This is a genomic window from Blastochloris sulfoviridis (assembly GCF_008630065.1).
GTDB lineage: Bacteria > Pseudomonadota > Alphaproteobacteria > Rhizobiales > Xanthobacteraceae > Blastochloris > Blastochloris sulfoviridis.
Genome location: NZ_VWPL01000009.1, coordinates 35,431 through 57,875, shown reverse-complemented (window position 1 = coordinate 57,875; position 22,445 = coordinate 35,431). Strand labels below are relative to the sequence as shown.

Below are 22,445 nucleotides of genomic sequence, written 5' to 3'. Positions count from 1 at the left end.
TCGGTTGTTCCCGTGTCGCATCGCGTGCCCTCTGCCGATGACTGTTCCCGCGTCGGCTTGGGTCGGTTGTCCTGTGCGGCCGCGCGCCCTAGAGCGTCCGCCGATCAGGTTGAACTGGCCGGACGCTCTAAGTTCTTGGTTTATCGAATTCTCTTTCGCAAAACCGGTTCCCACTTTTGCGGAGAATGCTCTAGGCTGTGGGCCTGCGAACCAATGCTGGTTTGGCTGACCCGTTTACATCCCTGCCTCACCGGTTCCGCCTGCGAACAGCAGGATGGCAGTATTGACTATCCCAGCACCGTGTCACGTTGAACAAAGACATGTGCAATTCGTTCGCAGTCTCGCTGCCTGCACATAGGATGATGCGGTTCTGCGAAAGATCCCTCCGTGATCCGGAAAGCGGCTCCACTCGGAAATGCTTGGTCGATGCCATGGCATCCGGCAATCAAGAGAGATCCTCCGGCCGGGTCATCCGGACGCCCTGTCTGGCACCGCCCCGACGCGCGGGACAGGAGCACACGGAGTGGCGGCAGGATCGGCGGGTCGCGTCACCGCGCGTTGGCGAACACCGCCAGATTGAGCCGCCGCCCACCATTGTAGTTGGCGGCCTTGATCACGGTGAGGAGCTGAAAGCGCAGGCCGACCTGCTCGGCGCCGAGCGAGAAGGCGCGCTCGTGGCGGCGGTCGACGATCGCCACCCGGCAGTCGCCCTCCCGCAGGAATTCGGCCGCGCCGCGCGCGTCGGTCAGCAGCACGTCGGTACCGCCGAGAAACACCAGGCTGGGCTCGCGGTAGCTCACCGAGGCGATCTTGGTGTCGGCGCAGCCGGGAAGCTGCAGCGCCGCCAGCGTGCCGGCCGGGAAATAGGTGCGCGTTGCCGGAATCAGCACCTGCAGCACCGCCACATAGACGGTGAAGGCCGCAAGCGTCGCCACCAGGAAGCCGCGCTCCGGCCCCTCCACCCGCAGCATCTCGACCGCCTTGAAGCCGAGAAAGCCGGCGGCCAGCATGAACGGCCAGGCCAGGAAGCCGGCACCCTTGTGGAACAGCAGCAGACCGGTCAGCGCCAGCGCCGGCACCAGCACGGCGACACCCGCCCACCACCATTCCGCCCCGCGCGTCCACCAGCGCGCCGCGGGCTCCACCTCGCCCCTCTCCAGCGCCCGCGCCGCCAGGATGGCCAGCGCCGGATAGAGCGGCAGCACGTAGTGCGGCAGCTTGGTCGGCACGAGCTCGAACACCAGCCAGGCCGGTATCACCCAGGCGGCCAGGAACAGCACCTTGGGGTCGAGCCGGTCGCGCCAGGTCGCCGGGGCGGCGAACAGCACCATCGGCGCCGCCGGCCAGAACGTCACCCAGAAGGCGACGAGGTAGTAGCCCGGCGGTCCCCAATGCTTCTCCTGCGCGGTGGCCACCTTGCCCAGCATGTCGCGGCCGACCGCCTCGTCGAAGAAGGTGCCGCCGGTCTTCAGCGTGATCGCGACGAACCAGGGCAGGACCAGCAGCAGCGCCCACGGCGCGCCCCACCCCGGCTTCAGCGCCAGGAGCCAGCGCCAGGAGCGGGTGGCAAAGCCGATGCCGAGAATGGTGAAGGCGGCCACCATCAGGATGATCGGCCCCTTCAGCAGCACGCCGGCACCGATGCCGGTCCAGAATGTCGCCGGAATCAGCCAGTTCTCGCGCTCGCTCCATCTGGCATGCCGGAAATAGGCGTGTGCGAGCGCGCCCTGGGCAGCGATGATGGTGAGGAACAGCATGGCGTCGGTCTTGGCGAGCCGCGCCTCGACCCCAAGCAGGATGCAGCTCGCCATCATCGCCGCAGCCAGCACCGCCCCCCGGCGCGACACGAAGGCCAGCGCCGCCCAATAGGTCAGCAGCACCCCGCCGATCGCCCCGAACAGCGACGGGAGGCGATAGAGCCAGATGCGGGTTCGCGCCTCCGGCACGCCCAGCGCCTCGGCGGCGCCAACCACGCCGGCCTGCAGCCAATAGATGCCGACCGGCTTCTTGTGGCGTGCCTCGGACTGGAAGCGGATGTCGACATAGTCGCCGGTCTCCAGCATCTGCTTGGTGGCCTGGGCGAAGCGCGCCTCGTCGCGGTCGACCGGCGGGATGCTGAAGAAGCCGGGCAGGAAGCAAAGCACCGCCAGCGCCACCAGCAGGGCGCAGGCGCGCCGGTGCGATGCGCTCGCCACGTCCACCAGCCACGACAGCCGGGCGCCAAGGCTCGGCTGCGGCGGAAGATCGTCCTCGACCGTCTCGATCGTCACGACGCCCTGTCTCCTGCCCTCACGCCGAGCCCGTCGTCAGCATGCCAAGTGCCTGCACCGGCCATGCCAAACGTCTCGCGCCAACCGTCTCGTGCCAACCGTCTCGTACCAAGTGCCTCGTCACGCCGGCAAGCCGCCCCTGCCGGCATTGGCGGTTGATGCGTCCGCGCGAGATGCACAAAGGGTCTATACCGCCAAGGATGGGGCCTATATAGCCGAACCTTGGGGTCGGCACCTACCGGCCGCTCGCAAGCCATCACAACCTGTTCCGAATCGCCCTCGGGAAATCCCGTAGGTCGAAAGAACCGGGCCGGGAGCTAGCGAAAACCACCGATCCGTTCCTATAAGGAGCGCTGGCGGATAGACCCGCCGCGGTCGAAGGCAGTTTCTCTGGAGAGGCGAAACGATGAAGATTGCCATTCCCGTCGAGACCGATGAGGCCGAGCCGCGGGTCGCGGCGACGCCCGAAACGGTCAAACGGCTGGTCGGCCTTGGGGCCGACATTGTAGTTCAAGCGGGGGCCGGTCTCGCCTCCGGAATTCGCGACGCCGAGTTCGAGGCGGCCGGCGCCAAACTGGCCCCCACCGCGAAGGATACCGTCGCCAGCGCCGACGTCGTGCTGAAGGTGCGCCGGCCGACCCCCGACGAATTCGCCGACTACAAGTCCGGCGCGCTCGTCATCGCCATCATGGACCCCTACGGCAACGAGGCGGCGCTGAAGGCGATGGCCGAAGCCGGCCTTGTGTCCTTCGCGATGGAGCTGATGCCGCGCATCACCCGCGCTCAGGTCATGGACGTGCTGTCCAGCCAGGCCAACCTCGCCGGCTATCGCGCGGTGATCGACGGCGCCGCCGAATACGGCCGCGCGATGCCGATGATGATGACCGCCGCCGGCACCGTGCCCGCCGCCAAGGTGTTCGTGATGGGCGCAGGCGTCGCGGGCCTGCAGGCCATCGCCACCGCCCGGCGCCTGGGCGCCGTGGTCACCGCCACCGACGTCCGCCCGGCCGCCAAGGAGCAGGTGGAAAGCCTCGGCGCCAAGTTCATCGCCGTCGAGGACGACGAGTTCAAGCAGGCCGAGACCTCCGGCGGCTACGCCAAGGAGATGTCGAAGGAGTACCAGGCCAAGCAGGCGGCGCTGGTCGCCGCGCACATCGCCAAGCAGGACATCGTCATCACCACCGCGCTCATCCCCGGCCGCCCGGCGCCCAAGCTGGTGTCGAAGGAGATGGTCGAGAGCATGAAGCAGGGCTCGGTGGTGGTCGACCTCGCGGTCGAGCGCGGCGGCAATTGCGAGCTGTCGGAGCCCGGCGCGGTCGTGGTCCATGAGGGCGTGAAGATCGTCGGCCACAACAACGTGCCCGGCCGTCTCGCCGCCACCGCCTCCGCCCTTTACGCGAAGAACCTCTTCGCCTTCGTCGAGACGCTGGTGGACAAGGCTGCCAAGGCGCTCGCCGTCAAATGGGATGACGAGCTGGTGAAGGCGACCTGCCTGACCAAGGACGGCGCCGTCGTCCACCCCTCGTTTTCGCCCAAGCATGCGGCCGAGTGAACGCACGGCCGGGTAACCCCCTTCAGTTTTGCAAGCGGAAAATCATCTCATGGCCACAGTGAATGCAGACCAGGCCGCTGAGCAGTTGCGCCAGGCGGCCGAAGCGGCCCGCCAGGCCGCCGAGACCGCGCAGGCCTATGCCGACGCGGCCGGCGCTGCCATCGGCGTCGCCTCCGGCGGGCTCATCGACCCGTTCGTGTTCCGCCTTTCGATCTTCGTGCTGGCGATCTTCGTCGGCTATTACGTGGTGTGGTCGGTGACCCCGGCGCTCCATACGCCGCTGATGTCGGTCACCAACGCCATCTCGTCGGTGATCGTGGTCGGCGCCCTGCTCGCCGTCGGCGTCGACCTCTCCAGCCCCGACGTCTCGGGCTGGTCGCGCACGTTCGGTTTCGTGGCGCTGGTCTTCGCCTCGATCAACATCTTTGGCGGCTTCCTGGTCACCCAGCGCATGCTGGGCATGTACCAGAAGAAGCAGAAGTGAGGGGACGGTCATGAGCGCCAGTTTCGCCGCCCTGCTCTATCTGGTTGCGGCCGTTCTGTTCATCCTGTCGCTGCGCGGGCTCTCCAGCCCGGCAACCTCGCGCCAGGGTAACCTCTATGGCATGATCGGCATGGGCATCGCCGTGCTGACCACGCTGATCCTGAGCCCGCCGTCCGGTTTCTCCGGCTTCCTGCTGACGGTGTTCGGCATTGGCATCGGTGGCGCCATCGGCGCGACGATCGCCAAGCGCGTGGCGATGACCGCGATGCCGCAGCTCGTCGCGGCCTTCCACTCGCTGGTCGGCATGGCCGCGGTGCTGGTCGCCGCCGGCGCGCTCTACTCGCCGACCGCCTTCGGCATCGGCGCACCGGGGCACATCCATGGGGCGAGCCTCATCGAGATGGCGCTCGGCGTGGCCATCGGCGCCGTCACCTTCACCGGCTCGGTGATCGCCTTCCTCAAGCTCGACGGACGGATGAGCGGCGCGCCGATCATCCTGCCGAACCGGCACATGCTCAACATCGGCCTCGGCATCGCGCTGCTGCTGCTGATGCTGATCTTCATGGCCAGCGAGAGCACCACGGTGTTCTGGCTGATCGTGCTGGTGTCGTTCGTGCTCGGCGTCACCCTGATCATCCCGATCGGCGGCGCCGACATGCCGGTGGTGGTGTCGATGCTCAACTCCTATTCGGGGTGGGCGGCGGCCGGCATCGGCTTCACGCTCGGCAACACCGCGCTGATCATCACCGGTGCGCTGGTCGGCTCGTCGGGTGCGATCCTGTCCTACATCATGTGCAAGGGCATGAACCGCAGCTTCATCTCGGTCATCCTCGGCGGCTTCGGCGGCGAGGTGGCGGCGTCCGAGGGCAAGGTCGAGGCGCGTCCGGTGAAGCAGGGGTCGGCCGACGACGCCGCCTTCATCATGAAGAACGCGTCGAAGGTGATCATCGTGCCGGGCTACGGCATGGCGGTCGCCCAGGCCCAGCACGCGGTGCGCGAGATGGCCGACCTGCTCAAGAAGGAAGGCGTCGAGGTCAAGTACGCCATCCACCCGGTGGCGGGCCGCATGCCCGGCCACATGAACGTGCTGCTCGCCGAGGCCAACGTGCCCTATGACGAGGTGTTCGAGCTCGAGGACATCAACAACGACTTCTCGACCGCGGACGTCGCCTATGTCATCGGCGCGAACGACGTCACCAACCCGGCGGCCAAGACCGACCCCAAGTCGGCGATCTACGGCATGCCGATCCTCGACGTCGAAAAGGCCAAGACCGTGCTGTTCGTGAAGCGCTCGATGGCGTCCGGCTATGCCGGCGTCGAGAACGAGCTGTTCTTCCGCGACAACACCATGATGCTGTTCGGCGACGCCAAGAAGATGACCGAGTCGATCGTCAAGGGCCTCGGCCACTGACGGCAGCCTCGTTCGGCAACGAACGGCCGGGCCTCGCGCCCGGCCGTTTTCGTTTCACGTCCGCGCTGCTTTCGGGAATCCCGCTTTCGCGAGCTATGTACTTTCCCGACTGCGGCTGCACGCCACATATTCAAACCTTTCTATTTGTTCATTTTCCAAACTCATGACATCGCCCGGCGATCGTGGCATAGAACGCCGTGGAGATAGACATCTTCCGAGGGATCTCATGACCACCACCAACTCAGCAGGAACCAGCGCCCCCGGCTATGACGGCGTCGCCGTCGTGCTGCACTGGCTGATCTTCTTCATGGTCGTCGGCTTGTTCACGTCCGCCCAGATCGCCGAGGGGATTGGCGACCAGATCAAGCAGCTCCAGAGCCTTGGGACTGACCCGGAAGGGGTCAAGGCGCTGATGGGCCAGCGGATGCAGCTCATGGGCATGCACAAGGCCGGCGGCGTGATCGTGTTCGCGCTGGTCGCTGCGCGCCTGTTCTGGCGGGCCACCCGCGGCGTGCCCGCGCCGGTCGAGACGTCGCCGATGATCGACCTCGCGGCCAAGGCCGCGCACGTCGCGCTCTATGCGCTCCTGATCGTGATGCCGGTGAGCGGCTTCCTGATGTCGATGTATGCCGGCCGCGGCGTCGACCTGCTCGGCATTCCGCCGCTGCTGACCCCCGTCCCCGAACTGGCCAAGCAGTTCAGCGCGGTGCACGGCTTCACCATGAACCTCATCCTGCTCGTCGTGTTCCTGCACGCCGCCGCCGCCCTGTGGCACCACTATGTGCGCCGCGACGCGACGCTCGGCCGCATGGTGCCGTGGCTGCGCGGGCAGGCGTGAGTCCTCGCCCCAAGACGGCTTGACGATCCGGGACGGTGGCGGCCTCGCCACCGTCCCTTTTCGTATCCCGCTGTCGTCATGCGGTTTCCGGTTGATCCCTTCGGGATACCGGAAACGATCTCGCCAAAAAATCCTTGATCCGAAAGGGATTTTTTGGCGATCGGACTACGGTTCTCCGGCTCTGAAGGCCGGAAACCGTATCACCCCGCCTGGGTCGCCAGCATGTTGCGGAAGCGGGCCAGCGCCGCCGCAAGGGCGATGGCGCCGAGCGCCGCCATCACCACGATTTGCGGCCACACCACGTCGAGCCCGGCGCCGCGATAGAGGATCGCCTGGGCGAAGGCGACGTAATGGGTGGTGGGCGAGACCTGCACCGCGGTCTGCAGCGCCTCGGGCATGCTCTCCAGCGGCGTGTTGGCGCCCGACAGCAGGTTCATGACGATGAACACCGGGATCGCCAGGAGGCCGAACTGCGGCATGGTCGGCGCCACGGTGGCCAGCAGCACGCCGAGCGAGGTGGTGGCGAACAGGTAGATCGCCGATCCGGCCAGGAACAGCGGGATCGAGCCGTGGATCGGCACCCCCAGCACCCCCTCGATCATGATGATCAGCGACAGGAAGGCGCCGGCCAGGATCACCGCCCCATTGGCCCAGATCTTGGCGGCGGCGATCTCGGCCGGGGTCACCGGCATCACCAGGAGGTGCTCGATGGTGCCGTGCTCGCGCTCGCGGATCACCGCCGCCGCCACCAGCACGATCGACAGGATGGTGATGAAGTTGATGATCGCCATCACCGAGGTGAAGCGGATCGAGTCGAGATTGGGGTTGAAGAGGGCGCGCGTCGTCACCTTGATCGGCAATTGGGCTTCGATGCCGCGGCCCTGCAGCCAGGTCGTCACCTCGTTCAGCACGATCTGCTGGATGTCGAGCGAGCCGACCCCGGCCTGGGTCATGGCGGTGGCGTCGATCAGGATCTGCACCGCCGGCTTCAAGCCGCGCAGCACGTCGGCCTCGAACGATGGCGGGATGTCGATGACGAAGGTGATGCGCCCCGACTCCATGGCCGCGTCGACCTGATCGCGGTCGAGCATCACCGGCGACTGGAACAGCGGCGCCTGCAGCGCGCCGGCGATGCGGCCGGAGAGCTGCGAATGGTCGGAATCGACGATGCCGATCGAGGCGTTGACCACCTCGGTCGAGATGCCGTGGGCGATGGAATAGATCGCGCCGGTAAAGACGTAGAGCAGCAGCAAGAGCATGACGCGATCGTGGCGCAGGCTGGCGAACTCCTTCAAGCCCAGCGTCCAGACATTGGCGAGCGCGCGCATCAGGTCTCCTGCTTCTTCAGGAACAGCCGCGCCGCCATCAGGAAGCCGATGGCGAACAGGCCGAGCACCACGAGGTCGAGCACGAAGGCCGAGGCCGGCAGGCCCTTGGTGAAGGTTCCCAGGCTGATCTGCTGGAACCAGGCGGCCGGGAAGCCGATGCTGAACAGCTTGGCCGAGCCGGTCAGCGTCGAGGTCGGATAGAGCAGGCCCGAGAAATTGATGGCGATGGTGTTGCACAGCACCGCCGTCACCAGCATCGCCGCGATCTGGCTCTTCACGAAGCTCGACACGAACAGGCCGAACGCGGTGGTGGCGGCAATGTAGAGCAGCCCGCCGCCGAGCAGCGCCAAGACTGAGCCGCGCACCGGCACGCCGAAATGCACGACGACGAGGACGATCAGCAGCAGGAAGCTGACGAAGCCGAGCGCCAGATAGGGAAGCTGCTTGCCGATGAGGAATTCGCCCACCGTGGCCGGCGAGGCGTAGAGATTGGCGATCGAGCCGATCTCGCGCTCGCGCACCACGCCGAGCGCGGTCATCATCGCCGGGATCATCGCCAGCAGCATCATGATGATGCCGGGCGCGATGGCGTAGACGCTGCGGAAGTCCTGATTGTAGCGAAAGCGCGGGCGAAGCTCGATGGCGGTGAGGTCCGGCACCGCGCCTGCGGTGCGCCGCGCCAGATCCTCGGCATAGGCCAGCACCACGCCATTGATATAGCCGCGGGTGGTTTCGGCACGGAACGCGTTGGCGCCGTCGAGCCAGAAGCCGACCTCCGGCCGGCGGTTGTTCAGCAAATCGCGCCCGAAGCCCGGCGGGATGGTGATGGCGAGGCGCAATTCGCCCGCGCGCATGCGCGCGTCGATCTCCGCCTGATCGCGCAGCGGCGGCCGCTCGCGGAAATAGCGCGAGCCGGAAAAGGCTTCGAGAAAGGCGCGGCTCTCGATGCTCTGGTCGCGGTCGAGCACGGCGAAGGGCAGCTTCTCGACGTCGAACGAGATGCCGTAGCCGAAGGTCAGCATCAGGATCAGCGGCCCGATCAGGCCGAAGGCGAGGCGCACCCGGTCGCGCAACAGCTCCACCGCCTCGCGGCGGGCGAAGGCCCAGATGCGGCCCATCGAGACGGCGAGCGGACCGCGCGCGCGCGGCTCCGGCAGGGGATCGACCGGCGGGTCGGCGGGGGAATCGGCTGAAGAATCTTGGGCGCCCTCGGCGTGCCCGATGCTCTCGCCGCTGGCCTCGGTCAGATAGGCGATGAACGCCTCCTCCAGCGAGGGCGCGCCCTTGGCTTGGGTCAGCTCGGCCGGCGGGCCGACCGCCAGCACCTTGCCGGCGTGCATCAGCGAGATGCGGTCGCAGCGCTCGGCCTCGTTCATGAAATGGGTCGAGACGAAGATGGTGACGCCGTCGCGCCGCGCGAGCTCGATCAGGAGCCGCCAGAACAGGTCGCGCGCCGCCGGGTCGACGCCGGAGGTCGGCTCGTCCAGGATCAGCACCTCGGGCTGGTGCAGGCAGGCCGCGGCGAGCTGCAGGCGCTGGCGGATGCCGAGCGGCAGGCTGGCCGGCAGGTCGTCGGCGAAGCCCGCGAGGTCGAAGCGCGCCAACGCATCGGCGATGCGGGCCGAGGCCTCGGCCTTGGGCAGCCGGTAGAGCTTGGCGTGCAGGTCCAGGTTCGCCCGGACCGACAGCTCCTCATAGAGCGAGAACGACTGCGACATGTAGCCGACCCGCATGCGGGTGGCGATGTCGCCCGCATCGACCGGCTTGCCGAGCAGTTCCGCCCTGCCCTCGCTGACCGACAATAGGCCGGTCAGCATCTTCATGGTGGTGGTCTTGCCGCAGCCGTTCGAGCCGAGGAAGCCGAAGATCTCGCCGCGCTCGATGCGGAACGACACGTCGTCGACCGCGACGAAATCGCCGAAGCGGCGGGTGAGATGCTCGGCGATGATGGCCGGTGCGCCGTCATGATGTGTGCGCGGCGGGATCACCAGATCGCCGCTTTGCCCGCGCCGCTCCGGCCGCTGCAGCGCGACATAGGCTGCCTCCAGCGTTGCGGCACCGGTGCGCGCCAGCACGTCGGCGGTCGGCTCCGAAGCGAGGATGCGCCCCTCGTCGATGGCGATCAGCCGCTCGAAGCGCGCCGCCTCCTCCATATAGGCGGTGGCGACCAGCACGGTCATGCCCGGCCGCTCGGCCCGGAGCTGATCGATCAGCGCCCAGAACTGGCGGCGCGACAGCGGATCGACGCCGGTGGTCGGCTCGTCGAGAATCAGCAGGTCCGGGTCGTGGATCAGCGCGCAGCACAGCGACAGCTTCTGCTTCATGCCGCCCGAGAGCTTGCCGGCGGCGCGGTCCGGAAACGGCGCAAGGCCGGTGGCCTCCAGCAGCCGGCCGATGCGTGACGAGCGCTCGGCGGCGCCCTGGCCGTGCAGGCGGCCGAAGAAGTCGATGTTCTCGACCACCGACAGCGTCGGATAGAGGTTCTTGCCGAGCCCCTGGAGCATGTAGGCGATGCGCGGCGCCACCGTGTTGCGGTGGCGGGCCTCGCGCATGTCGCCACCGAGCACGGTGACGCTGCCGGTCTGGATCTTGCGCGTGCCGGAGATCAGCGACAGCAGCGTCGACTTGCCGACACCGTCCGGCCCCACCACCGCGGTGGTGGAACCCGCCGGCAGATCCAGCGTCGCGTCGATCAGCGCCGCCTTGCCGCCGAAGCGGTGGCTCAACGCTTCGATGCGGACGATCGGATCACGGGACATCCGGCAGCTTCGGCTGAAGGTCGGCGGGCCAGGCGGCGGCGGGGTCGATCCTGAGATAGGCGTTGCCGGTGAGGCCCGCCTTCACATAGCTGCGATAGGTGGTGAGCAGCTTGGGCTCGATCGACACCTTGATGCGGTACATCAGCTTCTCGCGCTCGGTCGCGGTCTCGACCGCCTTCGGCGTGAACTGCGCCTCGGAGGCGATGAACGACACCGTGGCGGGTATGACGAACTCAGGCCCGGCGTCGAGGATGATGCGCGCCTCGGCGCCGAGCGCCACCTTGCCCACCTGGGCGGTGGGCAGGAACACCGTCATATAGACGTCGGTAAGGTCGAGCAGCGTGACCACCCGGCCGCCGGCGGCCAGCACGGCGCCCGGCTGGGTGAGCTTGTATTCGACGCGGCCGGCCACCGGCGCCGTGAGGTCGGTCTCGTCCAGCGTCGCCTGGATCTGGTCGACCTGGGCGATCGCCACCGCGCGATAGGCCTTGGCGTCGCCGACCGCGGCCTTGGCGCCGTCGACCACCGCCTTGGCGACGTCGCGCTGGGCCCGGCGCTTGTCGACGTCCGACACCGAGGCCACCGAGCGCTTGCCGAGTTCGGTGCCGCGCGAGAGTTCGAGTTCGGCGAGCGCGAGGCTGGCCTCCTGGCTCGCCACGTCGGCCTCTGCCTTGATGATCGCCTGCTCGGCGCGCAGCACTGCGGCCTTGGCGGCGGCAAGCTGGGCGCGCAGCTCGGTCGAATCGAGCCGCGCGACCAATTCGCCCTTGGTCACGTCATCGCCTTCCCGCACCCGGATTTCGGCGATTCGACCGGCGATCTTGGTGGCGACGTCGACGCGCTCCACCTCGATGCGGCCATTGGCGCGGGCGAAGCCCGCCGGCACGCGGCTCGCCGCATCGCGCGACCACAGCACATAGCCGCCCGCCGCCCCAGCCATGACGATCGCCAGCGCGGCGACAACGGTGGTCATGCGCATGAAAGCCTCCGAACCAATGAGCCGAACGGTAGTGCCGGCACTCCGAATCCGGCAAGGCGGGCAATGCGGGGCTGCTCTGCAGCGGCGGACTCTTGCCGGCGTCGTCCCGGGCGAGCGAGAGCGAGCCCCGGGACCGTCAGCAGGAAAAGGCGCAAACGCCCGCAACGATTCCGGGTCGCGCGGCTTCGCCGCTTGCCCGGGATGACAACCCAGATGTCGTCGCCCCGGACGGCGCGAAGCGCCGAGCCGGGGCCGTCAGCAGAAGAGACCCCTTTCGACGCACGATCCCGGCTCGCGCGGCTTCGCCGCTTGGCCGGGATGACGCAAGAGGAGAGGTCGTCGTCCCGGGCAAGGGCCGCAGGCCCGCGAGCCGGGACCGTCTGCAGCAAGGGGACCTCTTTCTGACGACAGCGCCTCACCTCTCCTTCGGCCACAGCACCACGGCGGCGCGGCCGGTGAGCAGCGGCCGCCCGGCCGGGTCGAGCGCCTCGCCGGTGACGATGAGCTTGGCGCGGGTGCCGGCACTATTGGCGTCGATCTCGGCGACCGTCCAGGCCATCCGCACCGGCGTATCCACCCGCACGGCCTGGTCGAACCGCACCTGGAACTCCTGGCCGATGATCTCCCAGTCCGGGGCAAACCAGTTGGCGATCAGCGCGATGAACACCGCCGAGGTGTGCGGCCCGCAGGCGATCAGTCCGCGAAAGCGCGAGTTGGCGGCGTATTCGGGATCGTGGTGCAGCGGGTTGGTATCGCCGCAGCGGGCGGCGAAGTCGGAGATCTCCGTCGCCGAAAAGGCGAAGGTCTTCTCGAAGCGGTCGCCAAGCTCCGGCCAGCGCGGCCGCGGCGACGACGCATCCGGCCAGGGCGACCGCAGCCTATCGTCGGTCAACGTCAATAGAGCCCACCGGTTCCGGCGCCCACGGCACGGTCTGCCTCCGGCGAGACGGTGAGCGGCCGTCCCTGGGCGTCGACGACGCCGATGATCGAGTAGGAATCCGGCGGCGCGGTGCCCGGCTTGAACGCTTCCAGGATGGTGCCGCCCTCGCCCGGCTGGGCGCGCAGGCCGGTCTTGGCGTTGATGCGGATCAGCTTGATGCCGGGCGGCACGCGGAACGGCACCGCCGGCTTGTCGGCGAGCGCGAGCTTCATGAAGTCGCGCACCACCGGCGCAACGATGCCGCCGCCGGTCGCCTTCTGGCCGAGCGAGCGCGGGCGGTCGTAGCCGAAATAGGCCGCCACCACGAGGTCGGGCGAGAAGCCGACGAACCACACGTCCTTCGCATCGTTGGTGGTGCCGGTCTTGCCGGCGATCGGCTTGCCGACCTCCTTCAGCGCCGTGCCGGTACCACGCTGCACCACGCCTTCCAGCATCGAGGTGATCTGATAGGCGGTCATCGGGTCGAGCACCTGCTCGCGCTTGTCGATCAGCGTGGGCTCGGGCTGGTTGGCCCATTTGTCGGCGTCGCAGCCCTGGCAGCTCCGCTCGTCGTGACGGTAGACGGTGTGGCCGTAGCGGTCCTGCACCCGGTCGATCAGGGTCGGCTTGATGCGCTTGCCGCCATTGGCGAACATGCCGTAGGCGCCGGCCATGCGCAAAAGCGTGGTCTCGCCGGCGCCGAGCGCCATCGACAGCATCGGCAGCATGTCGTCATAGACGCCGAAGCGCTTGGCGTATTCGGCGATCAGCGGCATGCCGACGTCCTGGGCCAGCCGCACTGTCATGACGTTGCGCGACTGCTCGATGCCGAAGCGCAGCGTCTGCGGCCCGTAGAACTTGCGGGAATAGTTTTCCGGCCGCCACGCCTCCTGGCCGGGGCCCTGGTCGATCTCGATCGGCGCGTCCATCACCACGGTGGAGGGCGTGTAGCCATTGTCGAGCGCGGCGGCATAGACGAACGGCTTGAACGAGGAGCCCGGCTGGCGCTGCGCCTGGGTGGCACGGTTGAACTGGCTTTCGTCGAACGAGAAGCCGCCGACCAGCGCCAGCACGCGCCCGGTCCACGGATCGAGCGCGACGATGCCGCCCTCCACGTCCGGAAGCTGGCGCAGCTTGAAGCTCTTCGAGCCCTGCCCCGGCGCGTCGGCGGCCGAGGCATCCTCGACATAGATCACGTCGCCCGGGCGCACCGCCTGGGACACCTTGGTGATCGGCTTGCCCTTGTCCGGCCCCTGGGCCCAGCGCGCCCACTTGGCGCCGTCGAGCGGCAGCAGACCGATCTCGCGCGTGGTGGCGAGCTGGCCGGAGCGCTCGCGCGGCGGCTGCAGGCCGATGCGCGCGGTCTGGTCCCCCGCCTCCAGCACCACCGCGAGCCGCCACGGAATGTCGCCATAGGCCCGCATCTCGCCGAGCTTGACGCCCCAGTCGCCCGAGGCGAGGTCGATGCGATTGACCGGGCCGCGCCAGCCGCGCTGCTCGTCGAAGCGCACCAGATGCTCCATCAGCGTCTTCTTGGCCATCTGCTGCAGCTTGGGGTCGAGCGTGGTGCGCACCGACAGGCCGCCTTCGTAGAGCTTCTTCTCGCCGTAGCGGTCGATCAGCTCGCGCCGCACCTCCTCGGCGAAATACTCGGCCGCGAAGATATGCGCGCCGGTCGGCCGGGTGGTGACGGTCAGCGGCTGCTTCTTGGCGGCCTCGCCGTCCTCGGCGGTGATGAACTTCTCCTCGACCATGCGGTCGATCACCCAGTTGCGGCGCTCGATGGCGCGCTCGCGCTGGCGGAACGGGTGGAACAGGTTCGGCCCCTTGGGCAGCGCGGCGAGATAGGCCGCCTCCGCCACGGTGAGCTCGTGGACCGACTTGTCGAAATAGAGCAGCGAGGCGGCGGCGACGCCATAGGCCTGCATGCCGAGGAAGATCTCGTTGAGGTAGAGTTCGAGGATCTTGTCCTTCGAATAGGTCCGCTCGATGCGCAGCGCCAGCAGCGCTTCCTTGATCTTGCGGTCGATCGACACCTCGTTGGTGAGCAGGAAGTTCTTGGCGACCTGCTGGGTGATGGTGGAGGCGCCCTGCGGCCGGCGATTGGTGCCGAGGTTCTGGAAATAGACCACCGCGGCACGGGCGATGCCGGAAAAGTCGAGGCCGCCGTGCTGGTAGAAGTTCTTGTCCTCGGCCGCCAGGAAGGCGCCGATCACCAGTTTCGGCACCGCCTGGATCGGCAGATACAGCCGCCGCTCGCGGGCATATTCGCCCACCAGCGAGCCGTCCGTGGCATGAACCCGCGTCATGACCGGCGGTTCATAGTCCTGGAGCGTGGAATAGTCCGGCAGATCCTGCGAATACTTCCACGCGAAATAGGAAACCGCCCCCACCCCACCGAGGAAGATCACGGTTCCGATCGCGAACAGAAAGCCGAAGAACCTGATCAGAAATCGCATTTCGTTCCTTGCGGTTCGTGGCGGGCCAGAGCCCTTGCGGTTCGTGCCGGGGTGGCGCCGTGGCAGACGGCCGGCGCTCACGGCAGGTGCCGCCCCGCGTTTCGCGTGCGTGGAGCATGCCTCGCCCGCCTTCATGGCAAAACAGAGGCCCCGGCAACCGGCTCACAATCTCGCGATCACCAGGGGCCGGAACCGCCTCACTTCGGCGTCCGCCCGCCCGCCGTGCGCATCGCCACGAAGCGCTCGATGGCGTCGGCGATCGCCTCCGTGACCTTCGTGCGCCACGCCACCGAGGTGATCTGGCGAAGCTCCTGCCGGTTGGACATGAAGCCGAGCTCAAGCAGCACCGAGGGCACGTCGGGCGCCTTGAGCACCTTGAACCCGGCCGATTTCAGCGGCGTGCGGTGCATGCGGGCGGTCGGTCGGATCTCGCCCACCAGCGTGTGCGCGAAATGGGCGGAGAACGACTTCGTCTCGCGCTGGACGAGATCGATCAGGATGTCGGCGACGTCCTCCGCCTCTTCCTGCAAATTGACGCCGGCGATCAGGTCCGCCTTGTTCTCCGACTCGGCCAGCCGCTCGGCTTCCGCATCGGAGGCCTTCTCCGACAGGGTGTAGACGGAGGCGCCCGAGGCGATGCCGTCGCGGGCGCGGATCGAATCGGCGTGGATCGACAGGAACAGCGCGGCCTCGTTGCGCCGGGCGATTCGAACCCGTTCGCCAAGCGGCACGAACACGTCCTCGGTGCGCGTCATCACCACGTTCACCCGGCCGCCCTTCTCCAGCCTGTCGCGCAGCATCAGGGCGACTTCGAGCACCACGGTCTTTTCGGAGACCCCGCCGCCCGGGGCATTGGCGCCGGTGTCGATTCCGCCATGGCCAGGATCGATCACCACAACCGGAAGACGCGATCGCGCCGGAGAATCGGCCTTTGGCGGCTTGGTCTCGGACAGCTTGGCCTCGGGAGGCTTGCTCTCGGCCGCCGTGCCGGGTTCGGCCGTGGCGTTGCGAATGGCGGCCATCGGATCGACCCGCGACGACGGAACCTCGGCCGAGCGCAGGAAGCTCGTCCGGTCGGTCGGCACGAGATCGATCACCAACCGCGCCGGCTGTTCGTCGATCGCATCGAGCACGAACGACTTGTCGACGCTCACCGGCTCGCGCACCTCCAGCACCAGGCGGGCCTTGCCCGGGCCGACCTGGCCATAGCGGAAGGCCGTGATCAGGCCGCGGCCGTGGTGGCCGGCCGTCGCCGGCAGATTGAAATCGAGGCCGGCGACATCCACCACCACGCGGTAGGGATCGGCGAGCGTGAACACCCGCATCTCGACCGTCGCCGTCAGGTCGAGCACCAGGCGCGTGCGAACGAGATCCCCCGCGAGGCGGACATCGACGGCCGTGACGCCCTTGTCTTTGCCGGAACCGGCGGGCGCGGTGGCCGCAACCGCAGCGTGCTGGGCCACGACCGAAGCGGCCCCTGCCGAGAGCACGGCACAGGCGAAGAGAAGGAGCGCGGCGCAGCGGCGAAACGCAAGCATGACGACCCGACGCAAGATCCCAGCCCAAGATCCCAGCCTCTGTAGCCCAATAGCTCCGCACGGTTAACCCCGTCTTGCCGGACGGAGAATTCGCAGCGAACCTTGCCAATGGGCCACGGCTGCCGCTATTTAAAAGACGGCTCATGGTTCGTGGTTCCGGCAGGCCGCAAACGGTCCCGACCGCACCGACAGCCGACAGCCCGCCACCGGCGGATTGTGGTGCCCTGTCGGCTTGCCTGCCGCGCTGTCTCAGCGCCGGATCAGCCGGACAGCCAGAGTGTTACGGCGGCAATCGTCTTGCCGTACCAAGAGACCCTAGACCTCGATGGATGCACCCACGATAGCCCGACTGCCATCCGATGCCGCTCCGGCGGCCGGCAGCGTCGCGTTTCGGCATCACGGGTCGCCCCCCACCTATTCAGACACGGCTTCAGATACCGCGCGGCGTTCCGCATCGCCTGCACTGACGACGGCGTTCCGCCGTCGCGTTCGCGATGCGATGGCGCGACGCTGCGCAGAGAGAGTTCAATGGCCAACAAAATGCTTATCGATGCCACCCACCCGGAAGAGACGCGGGTGGTGGTGGTCCGCGGCAACCGGGTCGAGGAGTTCGACTTCGAGTCCGCAGCCCGCAAACAGCTGCGCGGCAACATCTATCTTGCCAAGGTAACCCGGGTCGAACCCTCGCTGCAGGCCTGCTTCGTCGAATATGGCGGAAACCGCCACGGATTCCTGGCCTTCAACGAAATCCATCCCGACTACTATCAGATCCCGGTCGCCGACCGGCTGGCGCTGCTGGAAGAGGAGAAGCGCGCCGCGCGCGCCGAGCGCGAGGCCGAGGATGCCAAGCTGAAGCGTGACCGCAAGCGCCGCCGGCGCCGCAAGCCGGAGGCCGACGTGCTCACCGCGCGCGCCTCTGCCGGCGACGCCGTGGTCTCGCAAGCGTTGTCCCCTGAGCAAGCGCTGTCGCCTGAGTCGGACGAGCAGGCCGCCGACGAACCGGCGCCGACCCCCGACTCCGCCGCCGAGCCGGCCGGAACTGTCCAGGACGTTGCGCCGGAGTCCGGGGCGCAGCCCGAGGCCGCCGAAGCGGAGGCCGCCGGGACCGAGGCTGCCGGGGCCGTGACCGTCGAGGTGGCGGCCACGCTCGATGTTTCGGCCGAAGCCGCGCCGCCCGAACTCCCTGACAGCGGACAGGACGACGAAGACGAGGACGAAGAAGAGGACGAGGACGAGGACGAAGAAGACGACGAGGACGAAGAAGACGACGAAGACGAGGACGAGGAAGAAGACGAAGACGAAGACGAAGAGGAGGACGAAGAAGACGACGAGGACGAGGACGACGACGAGGAGGAAGACGACGAGGACGAGGACGAGGGCGGCAAGAAGGCCGACACGGAAAGCGTCGTCGAGATCGTCGGCTCCGGCGAGGCGCTGGAGGACATGCCCGAGCGAGTCGCCCGTCCGCTGCGCCGCCAGTACCGCATCCAGGAGGTGATCAAGCGGCGCCAGGTTCTGCTGGTCCAGGTCGTCAAGGAGGAGCGCGGCACCAAGGGCGCGGCGCTGACCACCTATCTGTCGCTCGCCGGCCGCTACTCGGTGCTGATGCCCAATACCGCCCGCGGCGGCGGCATCTCGCGCAAGATCACCAACGCCGTCGACCGCAAGCGCCTGAAGTCGATTGCCGGCGACCTGGAAGTGCCGGAAGGCATGGGCGTGATCCTGCGCACCGCCGGCGCCAACCGCACCAAGACCGAGATCAAGCGCGATTTCGAATATCTGCTGCGGCTGTGGGAGACGGTGCGCGAGCTGACGCTGCGCTCATCCGCCCCGGCCCTGGTCTATGAGGAGGGTTCGCTGATCAAGCGTGCCATCCGCGACCTCTACAACAAGGACATCGACGAGGTCCTGGTGGCCGGCGAAGATGGCTATCGCGAGGCCAAAGAGTTCATGCGCATGCTCATGCCGAGCCATGCCAAGAGCGTGCAGCCCTATCGCGAGGCGACACCGATCTTCGCCCGCAGCGGCGTCGAGCCGCAGCTCGACGCGATGTTCTCGCCGACCGTGCAGCTCAAGTCGGGCGGCTACATCGTCATCAACCAGACCGAGGCGCTGGTCGCGATCGACGTCAATTCCGGGCGCTCGACGCGCGAGCACTCGATCGAGGAGACCGCGCTCAAGACCAATCTGGAGGCGTCGGACGAGGTGGCGCGTCAGCTTCGCCTGCGCGATCTCGCCGGGCTGATCGTCGTCGACTTCATCGACATGGACGAGAAGCGCAACAACCGCTCGGTCGAGCGCCGGCTGAAGGAGGCGCTGAAGAACGACCGCGCCCGCATCCAGGTCGGCCGCATCTCGCATTTCGGCCTGCTGGAGATGAGCCGCCAGCGCATTCGCACCGGCGTGCTGGAGAGCTCCTCGGAAGTGTGCCCGCACTGCGGCGGCACCGGCCACGTGCGCGCCTCCGCCTCGGTGGCGCTGCATGTGCTGCGGGCGATCGAGGACATGCTGATCAAGTCGGCAAGCCACGACCTGATCGTCCGCACCCGCACCGCGGTGGCGCTCTACTGCCTCAATCAGAAGCGTTCGCACCTCGTCGAGTTCGAGCGCCGGTTCGGCGTGCTGATCGAATTCGAGGCCGACGACGCGCTCAACGGACAGACCCCGTACGCGATCGAGAAGGGAGCGCCGGCCAAGGGACCGGTGATCCGCACCACACCGGCGCCGATTCAGCCCGATGCGATCGAACCCGAGGACGAGATCGAGGACGCGGAGATCGAGGCCGAGGCGGAAGCCGACGAGGAGGGTCCGGACGAGGGCAGCACGGAAGCCGCCCGCGAGGACAATGGTGGCGGACGCCGCCGTCGGCGTCGGCGTCGGCGGCCGCGCAACGGCGAGGACGCCGGCACCGAGACCGGTACGGCCGCGACGGCGGCTGGCGCCGAGGACGACCTCTCCGACGAGGACGAGGGGGATGATGACGAGGCCCGCGAGGGCGCCGAGGCCGGCGATGCCAGTGCCGAGGAACGGCGGCGGCGGCGGCGGCGCGGACGCCGCGGTGGCCGGCGCGGCCGGCGCGACCGCGAGCCGACCGGCGATTCCGATGTGTCCGAAGAGGCCGAGGCCGACGACGGACAGGCCGAAGCTGTGACGTTGCAGCCGGCGGCACCGCACGAAGAGGCGGCCCCAGAGCCCGTGTCGATGGAACCGCCTGCGTTACCGCCGGCAGCGGCCGAGCCGATCGCCGAAGCGGCCAGCGAGCCCGCCCCGGCTGTCAGCGAACCGGCGGCAGCCGAGCCGGCGGCCGAACCGGCCCCCGAAGAGCCGGCGCAGCCGCGCGGCGAGCCGGTGCACATGGTGCTGACGCCGACCGAGGAAGACCCGAACCGGCCCAAGCGGTCCGGCTGGTGGTCGCGCCGGGTCGGCTGAGGCCGGGCGAGCCGACGTTCAGGTCGCCCCGGCCGGCGCGCAGCGCCGCGCCGGGAGCGACCGCAAACCAAAAACGTCGTCCCGGGCAAGGGCCGAAGGCCCGCGACCCGGGACCGCTTGCCGTCAGCCCGTCGCCCCGGCCAAGCGAAGCGCGAGCCGGGGCCGTCTTCCGGGGCCGTCTTCAGGAAGGGGACTTGTTCTGATGACGATCCCGGGTCTCGCTGACGCTCGCCCGGGATGACGGCGCATCCGATATGACGACGTGCCCTGGACAACCAAGGGCGCGTGTCGCCTCACACCGCGAAGGGCTGACCCTTTTCGGGAACGGTGACCTCGATCCCCGAGCCGATCATCTCCTGGCAGAAGCGCTCGGCGGTGGGCTCGATGATCGGGAACGAGCCGTAGTGGCAGGGAATCGCCACCTTCGGCGTCACGAACTTCCGCATCGCCAGCGCCGCGGTGTGCGGCCCCATCGTGAAGCGGTCGCCGATCGGACAGAGGCAGATCTTGACGTCGTGGATCTCGGCCAGGAGCCCCATGTCGGAGAAGACGTCGGTGTCCCCCATGTGCCACAGCACCGGTTCGCCGCGCGCCTTGACGATGACGCCGTTTGCCGAGCCAAGCGGAAAGCCGACGTCGCTCTCGACCATGCCGGCCGAATGATCGGCCCGCACCAGCGTGACGCTGAACTCGCCCTGGTCGGTGGTGCCGCCGGTGTTCATCGGGTCGAAGTGCTCCACCCCCTGCTTGGCCAGCCACATGCAGAGATCGAAATTGGTCACCACCTTGGCGCGGGTCTGCCTGGCCAGCGCCACCGTGTCGCCGACGTGGTCGGAATGGCCGTGGGTGACCAGAATATGGGTTGCGCCGGCCGTCGCTTTGGCCATATCGCCCTCGAACGCCGGATTTCCGGTGAAGAACGGATCGATCAGGACGACCGACCGGCCGAAATCCAGCCGGAACGTGGAATGGCCGAACCAAGTCACTTTCATGCGTTCTATCCTCCCCGAGCAATCTGCCTGCCGGTTATAGAACGCGGCACCCCATTCAACCAGATGACGGCGGGGCCGGACGCCGCAGCAACCGCCCGCAGGGATTGAGCCATGGCCGCCCGCATCGCGCCTCTCGTCGACCTCGCGCCCGATCTCGCAGACGGGCCGCTGATCGGGCTCGACCTCGGCACCAAGACCATCGGCCTCGCCCTCTCCGATCGCACCCGCACCATCGCCAGCGCGGTGCGGACCATCCTTCGCACCAAGTTCAAGGCCGACGCCGCCGAGGTCCTGGCCTTCGCTGCGGCCGAGAAGGCGGCCGCCCTGGTGCTCGGCCTGCCGCTCAACATGGATGGCTCGGAAGGCCCGCGCAGCCAGGCCACCCGGGCCTTCGCCCGCAATCTCTCGGCCCTCACCGAGACCCCGATCGCGCTGTGGGACGAGCGGCTGTCGACCGCCGCCGTCACCCGCACGCTGCTCGATGCCGATGCCTCGCGGGCGCGCCGGGCGGAGGTGGTCGACAAGATGGCCGCCGCCTATCTGCTGCAGGGCGCGCTCGACCGCCTGCGCTTGCTCTAAGGCCTGCCCCCTACCCGCCGCCGTGGCGTTCCGGAGCCGGCCGGGCGAGGCAGCGCGCCTGCCGCGCCGCCCGCCACAGCGTCCATTGCCGCCGCCATTGCGGCACCTGCACCAGGGTGGTGAACGGGTCGTAGCCGGCGCATTCCATCCTGGCCAGGTAGCTGCGGACCAGCGCCACCGGCAGGAACGCCGCCATCACCTCGGCGGGAATCGACCCCATCGTCCGGCTCATCGCCGCCAGATGGCGGTGGACATGGCCGCGCATCTCGGCGAGCGCGGCCTTCAGCGCCGGCGTGTAGCGCCCGGCGAACACGTCGGCGCGGTTGACCCGGTGGCGGTCGAGCACCTCCGCGGGCAGGAACATCTGGCCGCGCGAGGCGTGCAACGGAAACGAGCGCAGCAGGCCGGTCATCGCATAGGCCACCCCGCCGTGCCCGGCGATTTCGGCGGTGTCCTGGTCGCGCCCGCCCGCGAGCAACAGCGCCGCAAGCTGCATCAGCGCCGACGAGGTCTCGCCCGTATAGCCTTCGAGGTCGGCCAGCGTCGGCATCGGATCGTCATAGAGGTCGAACACCCGCGCCTCGATCAGATCGAGGAACGGATCCACCGGCAGCCGGCACTGGGAGATCGTTTCCATCAGCGCCGCCGCCACCGGGTGCGCGGCGACATCGCCCTGCGCGCTGCCGGCCAAGGCGTCGCGCCACCACTGCAGCCGCATCTCGCCGGGCAGCGGATCGGAGACGATCTCGCGCACCCGCGCCACCTCGGCGTTGAACGCGTAGAGCGCAAACAGATGCGGGCGCGCGGCGGCCGGGGCGAACAGGGTCGCAAGGTAGCGGTCCTTGTCGGCCTCGCGCACAAGGCTCTCGCAGTAGGCGAAGGCTTCGCTGGGCATGAGGGGAGAGATA

Annotated in this window: 15 protein-coding genes; 6 read left to right on the top strand and 9 right to left on the bottom strand. The window is 68.3% G+C overall.

Going from position 1 to position 22,445, the window contains the following annotated elements:
- Positions 1 to 548 precede the first annotated feature (548 nt).
- A complete protein-coding gene (locus tag F1193_RS06995) occupies positions 549 to 2,270 on the bottom strand; it encodes an ArnT family glycosyltransferase (RefSeq protein WP_150096967.1) in 1,722 nt (573 codons plus the stop codon).
- A 406-nt stretch (positions 2,271 to 2,676) separates the two neighbouring features.
- On the opposite strand from F1193_RS06995, the gene F1193_RS06990 reads away from it, so the two are divergent.
- The 4 genes from F1193_RS06990 to F1193_RS06975 all read left to right on the top strand — a co-directional run bounded on the left by F1193_RS06990 (position 2,677) and on the right by F1193_RS06975 (position 6,555).
- Positions 2,677 to 3,822 carry a Re/Si-specific NAD(P)(+) transhydrogenase subunit alpha gene (locus tag F1193_RS06990; RefSeq protein ID WP_150096966.1) on the top strand — a complete coding sequence of 382 codons (1,146 nt, stop codon included), beginning with the start codon at positions 2,677 to 2,679 and terminating at the stop codon, positions 3,820 to 3,822.
- 49 nt (positions 3,823 to 3,871) lie between these two features.
- The gene (locus tag F1193_RS06985; protein WP_150096965.1) at positions 3,872 to 4,306 is read left to right on the top strand and encodes a proton-translocating transhydrogenase family protein; all 435 of its coding nucleotides are present in this window, start codon (positions 3,872 to 3,874) and stop codon (positions 4,304 to 4,306) included.
- Positions 4,307 to 4,316: 10 nt separating this feature from the next.
- A complete protein-coding gene (locus F1193_RS06980; protein ID WP_150096964.1) occupies positions 4,317 to 5,717 on the top strand; it encodes an NAD(P)(+) transhydrogenase (Re/Si-specific) subunit beta in 1,401 nt (466 codons plus the stop codon).
- A 226-nt stretch (positions 5,718 to 5,943) separates the two neighbouring features.
- On the top strand, positions 5,944 to 6,555 hold the full coding sequence (locus tag F1193_RS06975; protein WP_150096963.1) for a cytochrome b: 612 nt from the start codon (positions 5,944 to 5,946) through the stop codon (positions 6,553 to 6,555).
- 200 nt (positions 6,556 to 6,755) lie between these two features.
- On the opposite strand, the gene F1193_RS06970 is transcribed toward F1193_RS06975, so the two are convergent.
- The 6 genes from F1193_RS06970 to F1193_RS06945 all read right to left on the bottom strand — a co-directional run bounded on the left by F1193_RS06970 (position 6,756) and on the right by F1193_RS06945 (position 16,462).
- The gene (locus F1193_RS06970; protein WP_150096962.1) at positions 6,756 to 7,883 is read right to left on the bottom strand and encodes an ABC transporter permease; all 1,128 of its coding nucleotides are present in this window, start codon (positions 7,881 to 7,883) and stop codon (positions 6,756 to 6,758) included.
- Positions 7,883 to 10,642, bottom strand: coding sequence for a ribosome-associated ATPase/putative transporter RbbA (gene rbbA, locus F1193_RS06965; RefSeq protein WP_150096961.1), 2,760 nt, complete (start codon positions 10,640 to 10,642; stop codon positions 7,883 to 7,885). The genes F1193_RS06970 and rbbA overlap by 1 nt, the downstream gene beginning before the upstream one ends.
- Entirely contained in the window at positions 10,632 to 11,615 is a 984-nt protein-coding gene (locus F1193_RS06960; protein WP_246164181.1) for an HlyD family secretion protein, read from the bottom strand. The genes rbbA and F1193_RS06960 overlap by 11 nt, the downstream gene beginning before the upstream one ends.
- 421 nt (positions 11,616 to 12,036) lie before the next feature.
- Entirely contained in the window at positions 12,037 to 12,513 is a 477-nt protein-coding gene (locus F1193_RS06955; protein ID WP_170263431.1) for a MaoC family dehydratase, read from the bottom strand.
- A 2-nt stretch (positions 12,514 to 12,515) separates the two neighbouring features.
- Complete coding sequence (locus tag F1193_RS06950) at positions 12,516 to 14,999, bottom strand: penicillin-binding protein 1A (RefSeq protein WP_150096958.1); 2,484 nt, start codon at positions 14,997 to 14,999, stop codon at positions 12,516 to 12,518.
- 197 nt (positions 15,000 to 15,196) lie between these two features.
- The gene (locus F1193_RS06945; RefSeq protein ID WP_246164179.1) at positions 15,197 to 16,462 is read right to left on the bottom strand and encodes an N-acetylmuramoyl-L-alanine amidase; all 1,266 of its coding nucleotides are present in this window, start codon (positions 16,460 to 16,462) and stop codon (positions 15,197 to 15,199) included.
- A gap of 603 nt (positions 16,463 to 17,065) precedes the next feature.
- Here F1193_RS06945 and F1193_RS06940 point away from each other — a divergent pair.
- Positions 17,066 to 19,966, top strand: a complete 2,901-nt coding sequence (locus F1193_RS06940) for an Rne/Rng family ribonuclease (RefSeq protein ID WP_150096956.1) — start codon at positions 17,066 to 17,068, stop codon at positions 19,964 to 19,966.
- A gap of 293 nt (positions 19,967 to 20,259) precedes the next feature.
- Here F1193_RS06940 and F1193_RS06935 read toward each other — a convergent pair whose 3' ends face one another.
- The gene (locus F1193_RS06935) at positions 20,260 to 20,958 is read right to left on the bottom strand and encodes a metal-dependent hydrolase (protein ID WP_150096955.1); all 699 of its coding nucleotides are present in this window, start codon (positions 20,956 to 20,958) and stop codon (positions 20,260 to 20,262) included.
- 111 nt (positions 20,959 to 21,069) lie between these two features.
- Between F1193_RS06935 and ruvX the strand changes: the two genes are divergently transcribed.
- Positions 21,070 to 21,537, top strand: a complete 468-nt coding sequence (gene ruvX, locus F1193_RS06930) for a Holliday junction resolvase RuvX (RefSeq protein ID WP_150096954.1) — start codon at positions 21,070 to 21,072, stop codon at positions 21,535 to 21,537.
- Between the two features lie 10 nt (positions 21,538 to 21,547).
- Here the strand turns inward: ruvX and F1193_RS06925 are convergent, their stop codons facing one another.
- On the bottom strand, positions 21,548 to 22,432 hold the full coding sequence (locus F1193_RS06925; protein ID WP_150096953.1) for a phytoene/squalene synthase family protein: 885 nt from the start codon (positions 22,430 to 22,432) through the stop codon (positions 21,548 to 21,550).
- Positions 22,433 to 22,445: the final 13 nt, after the last annotated feature.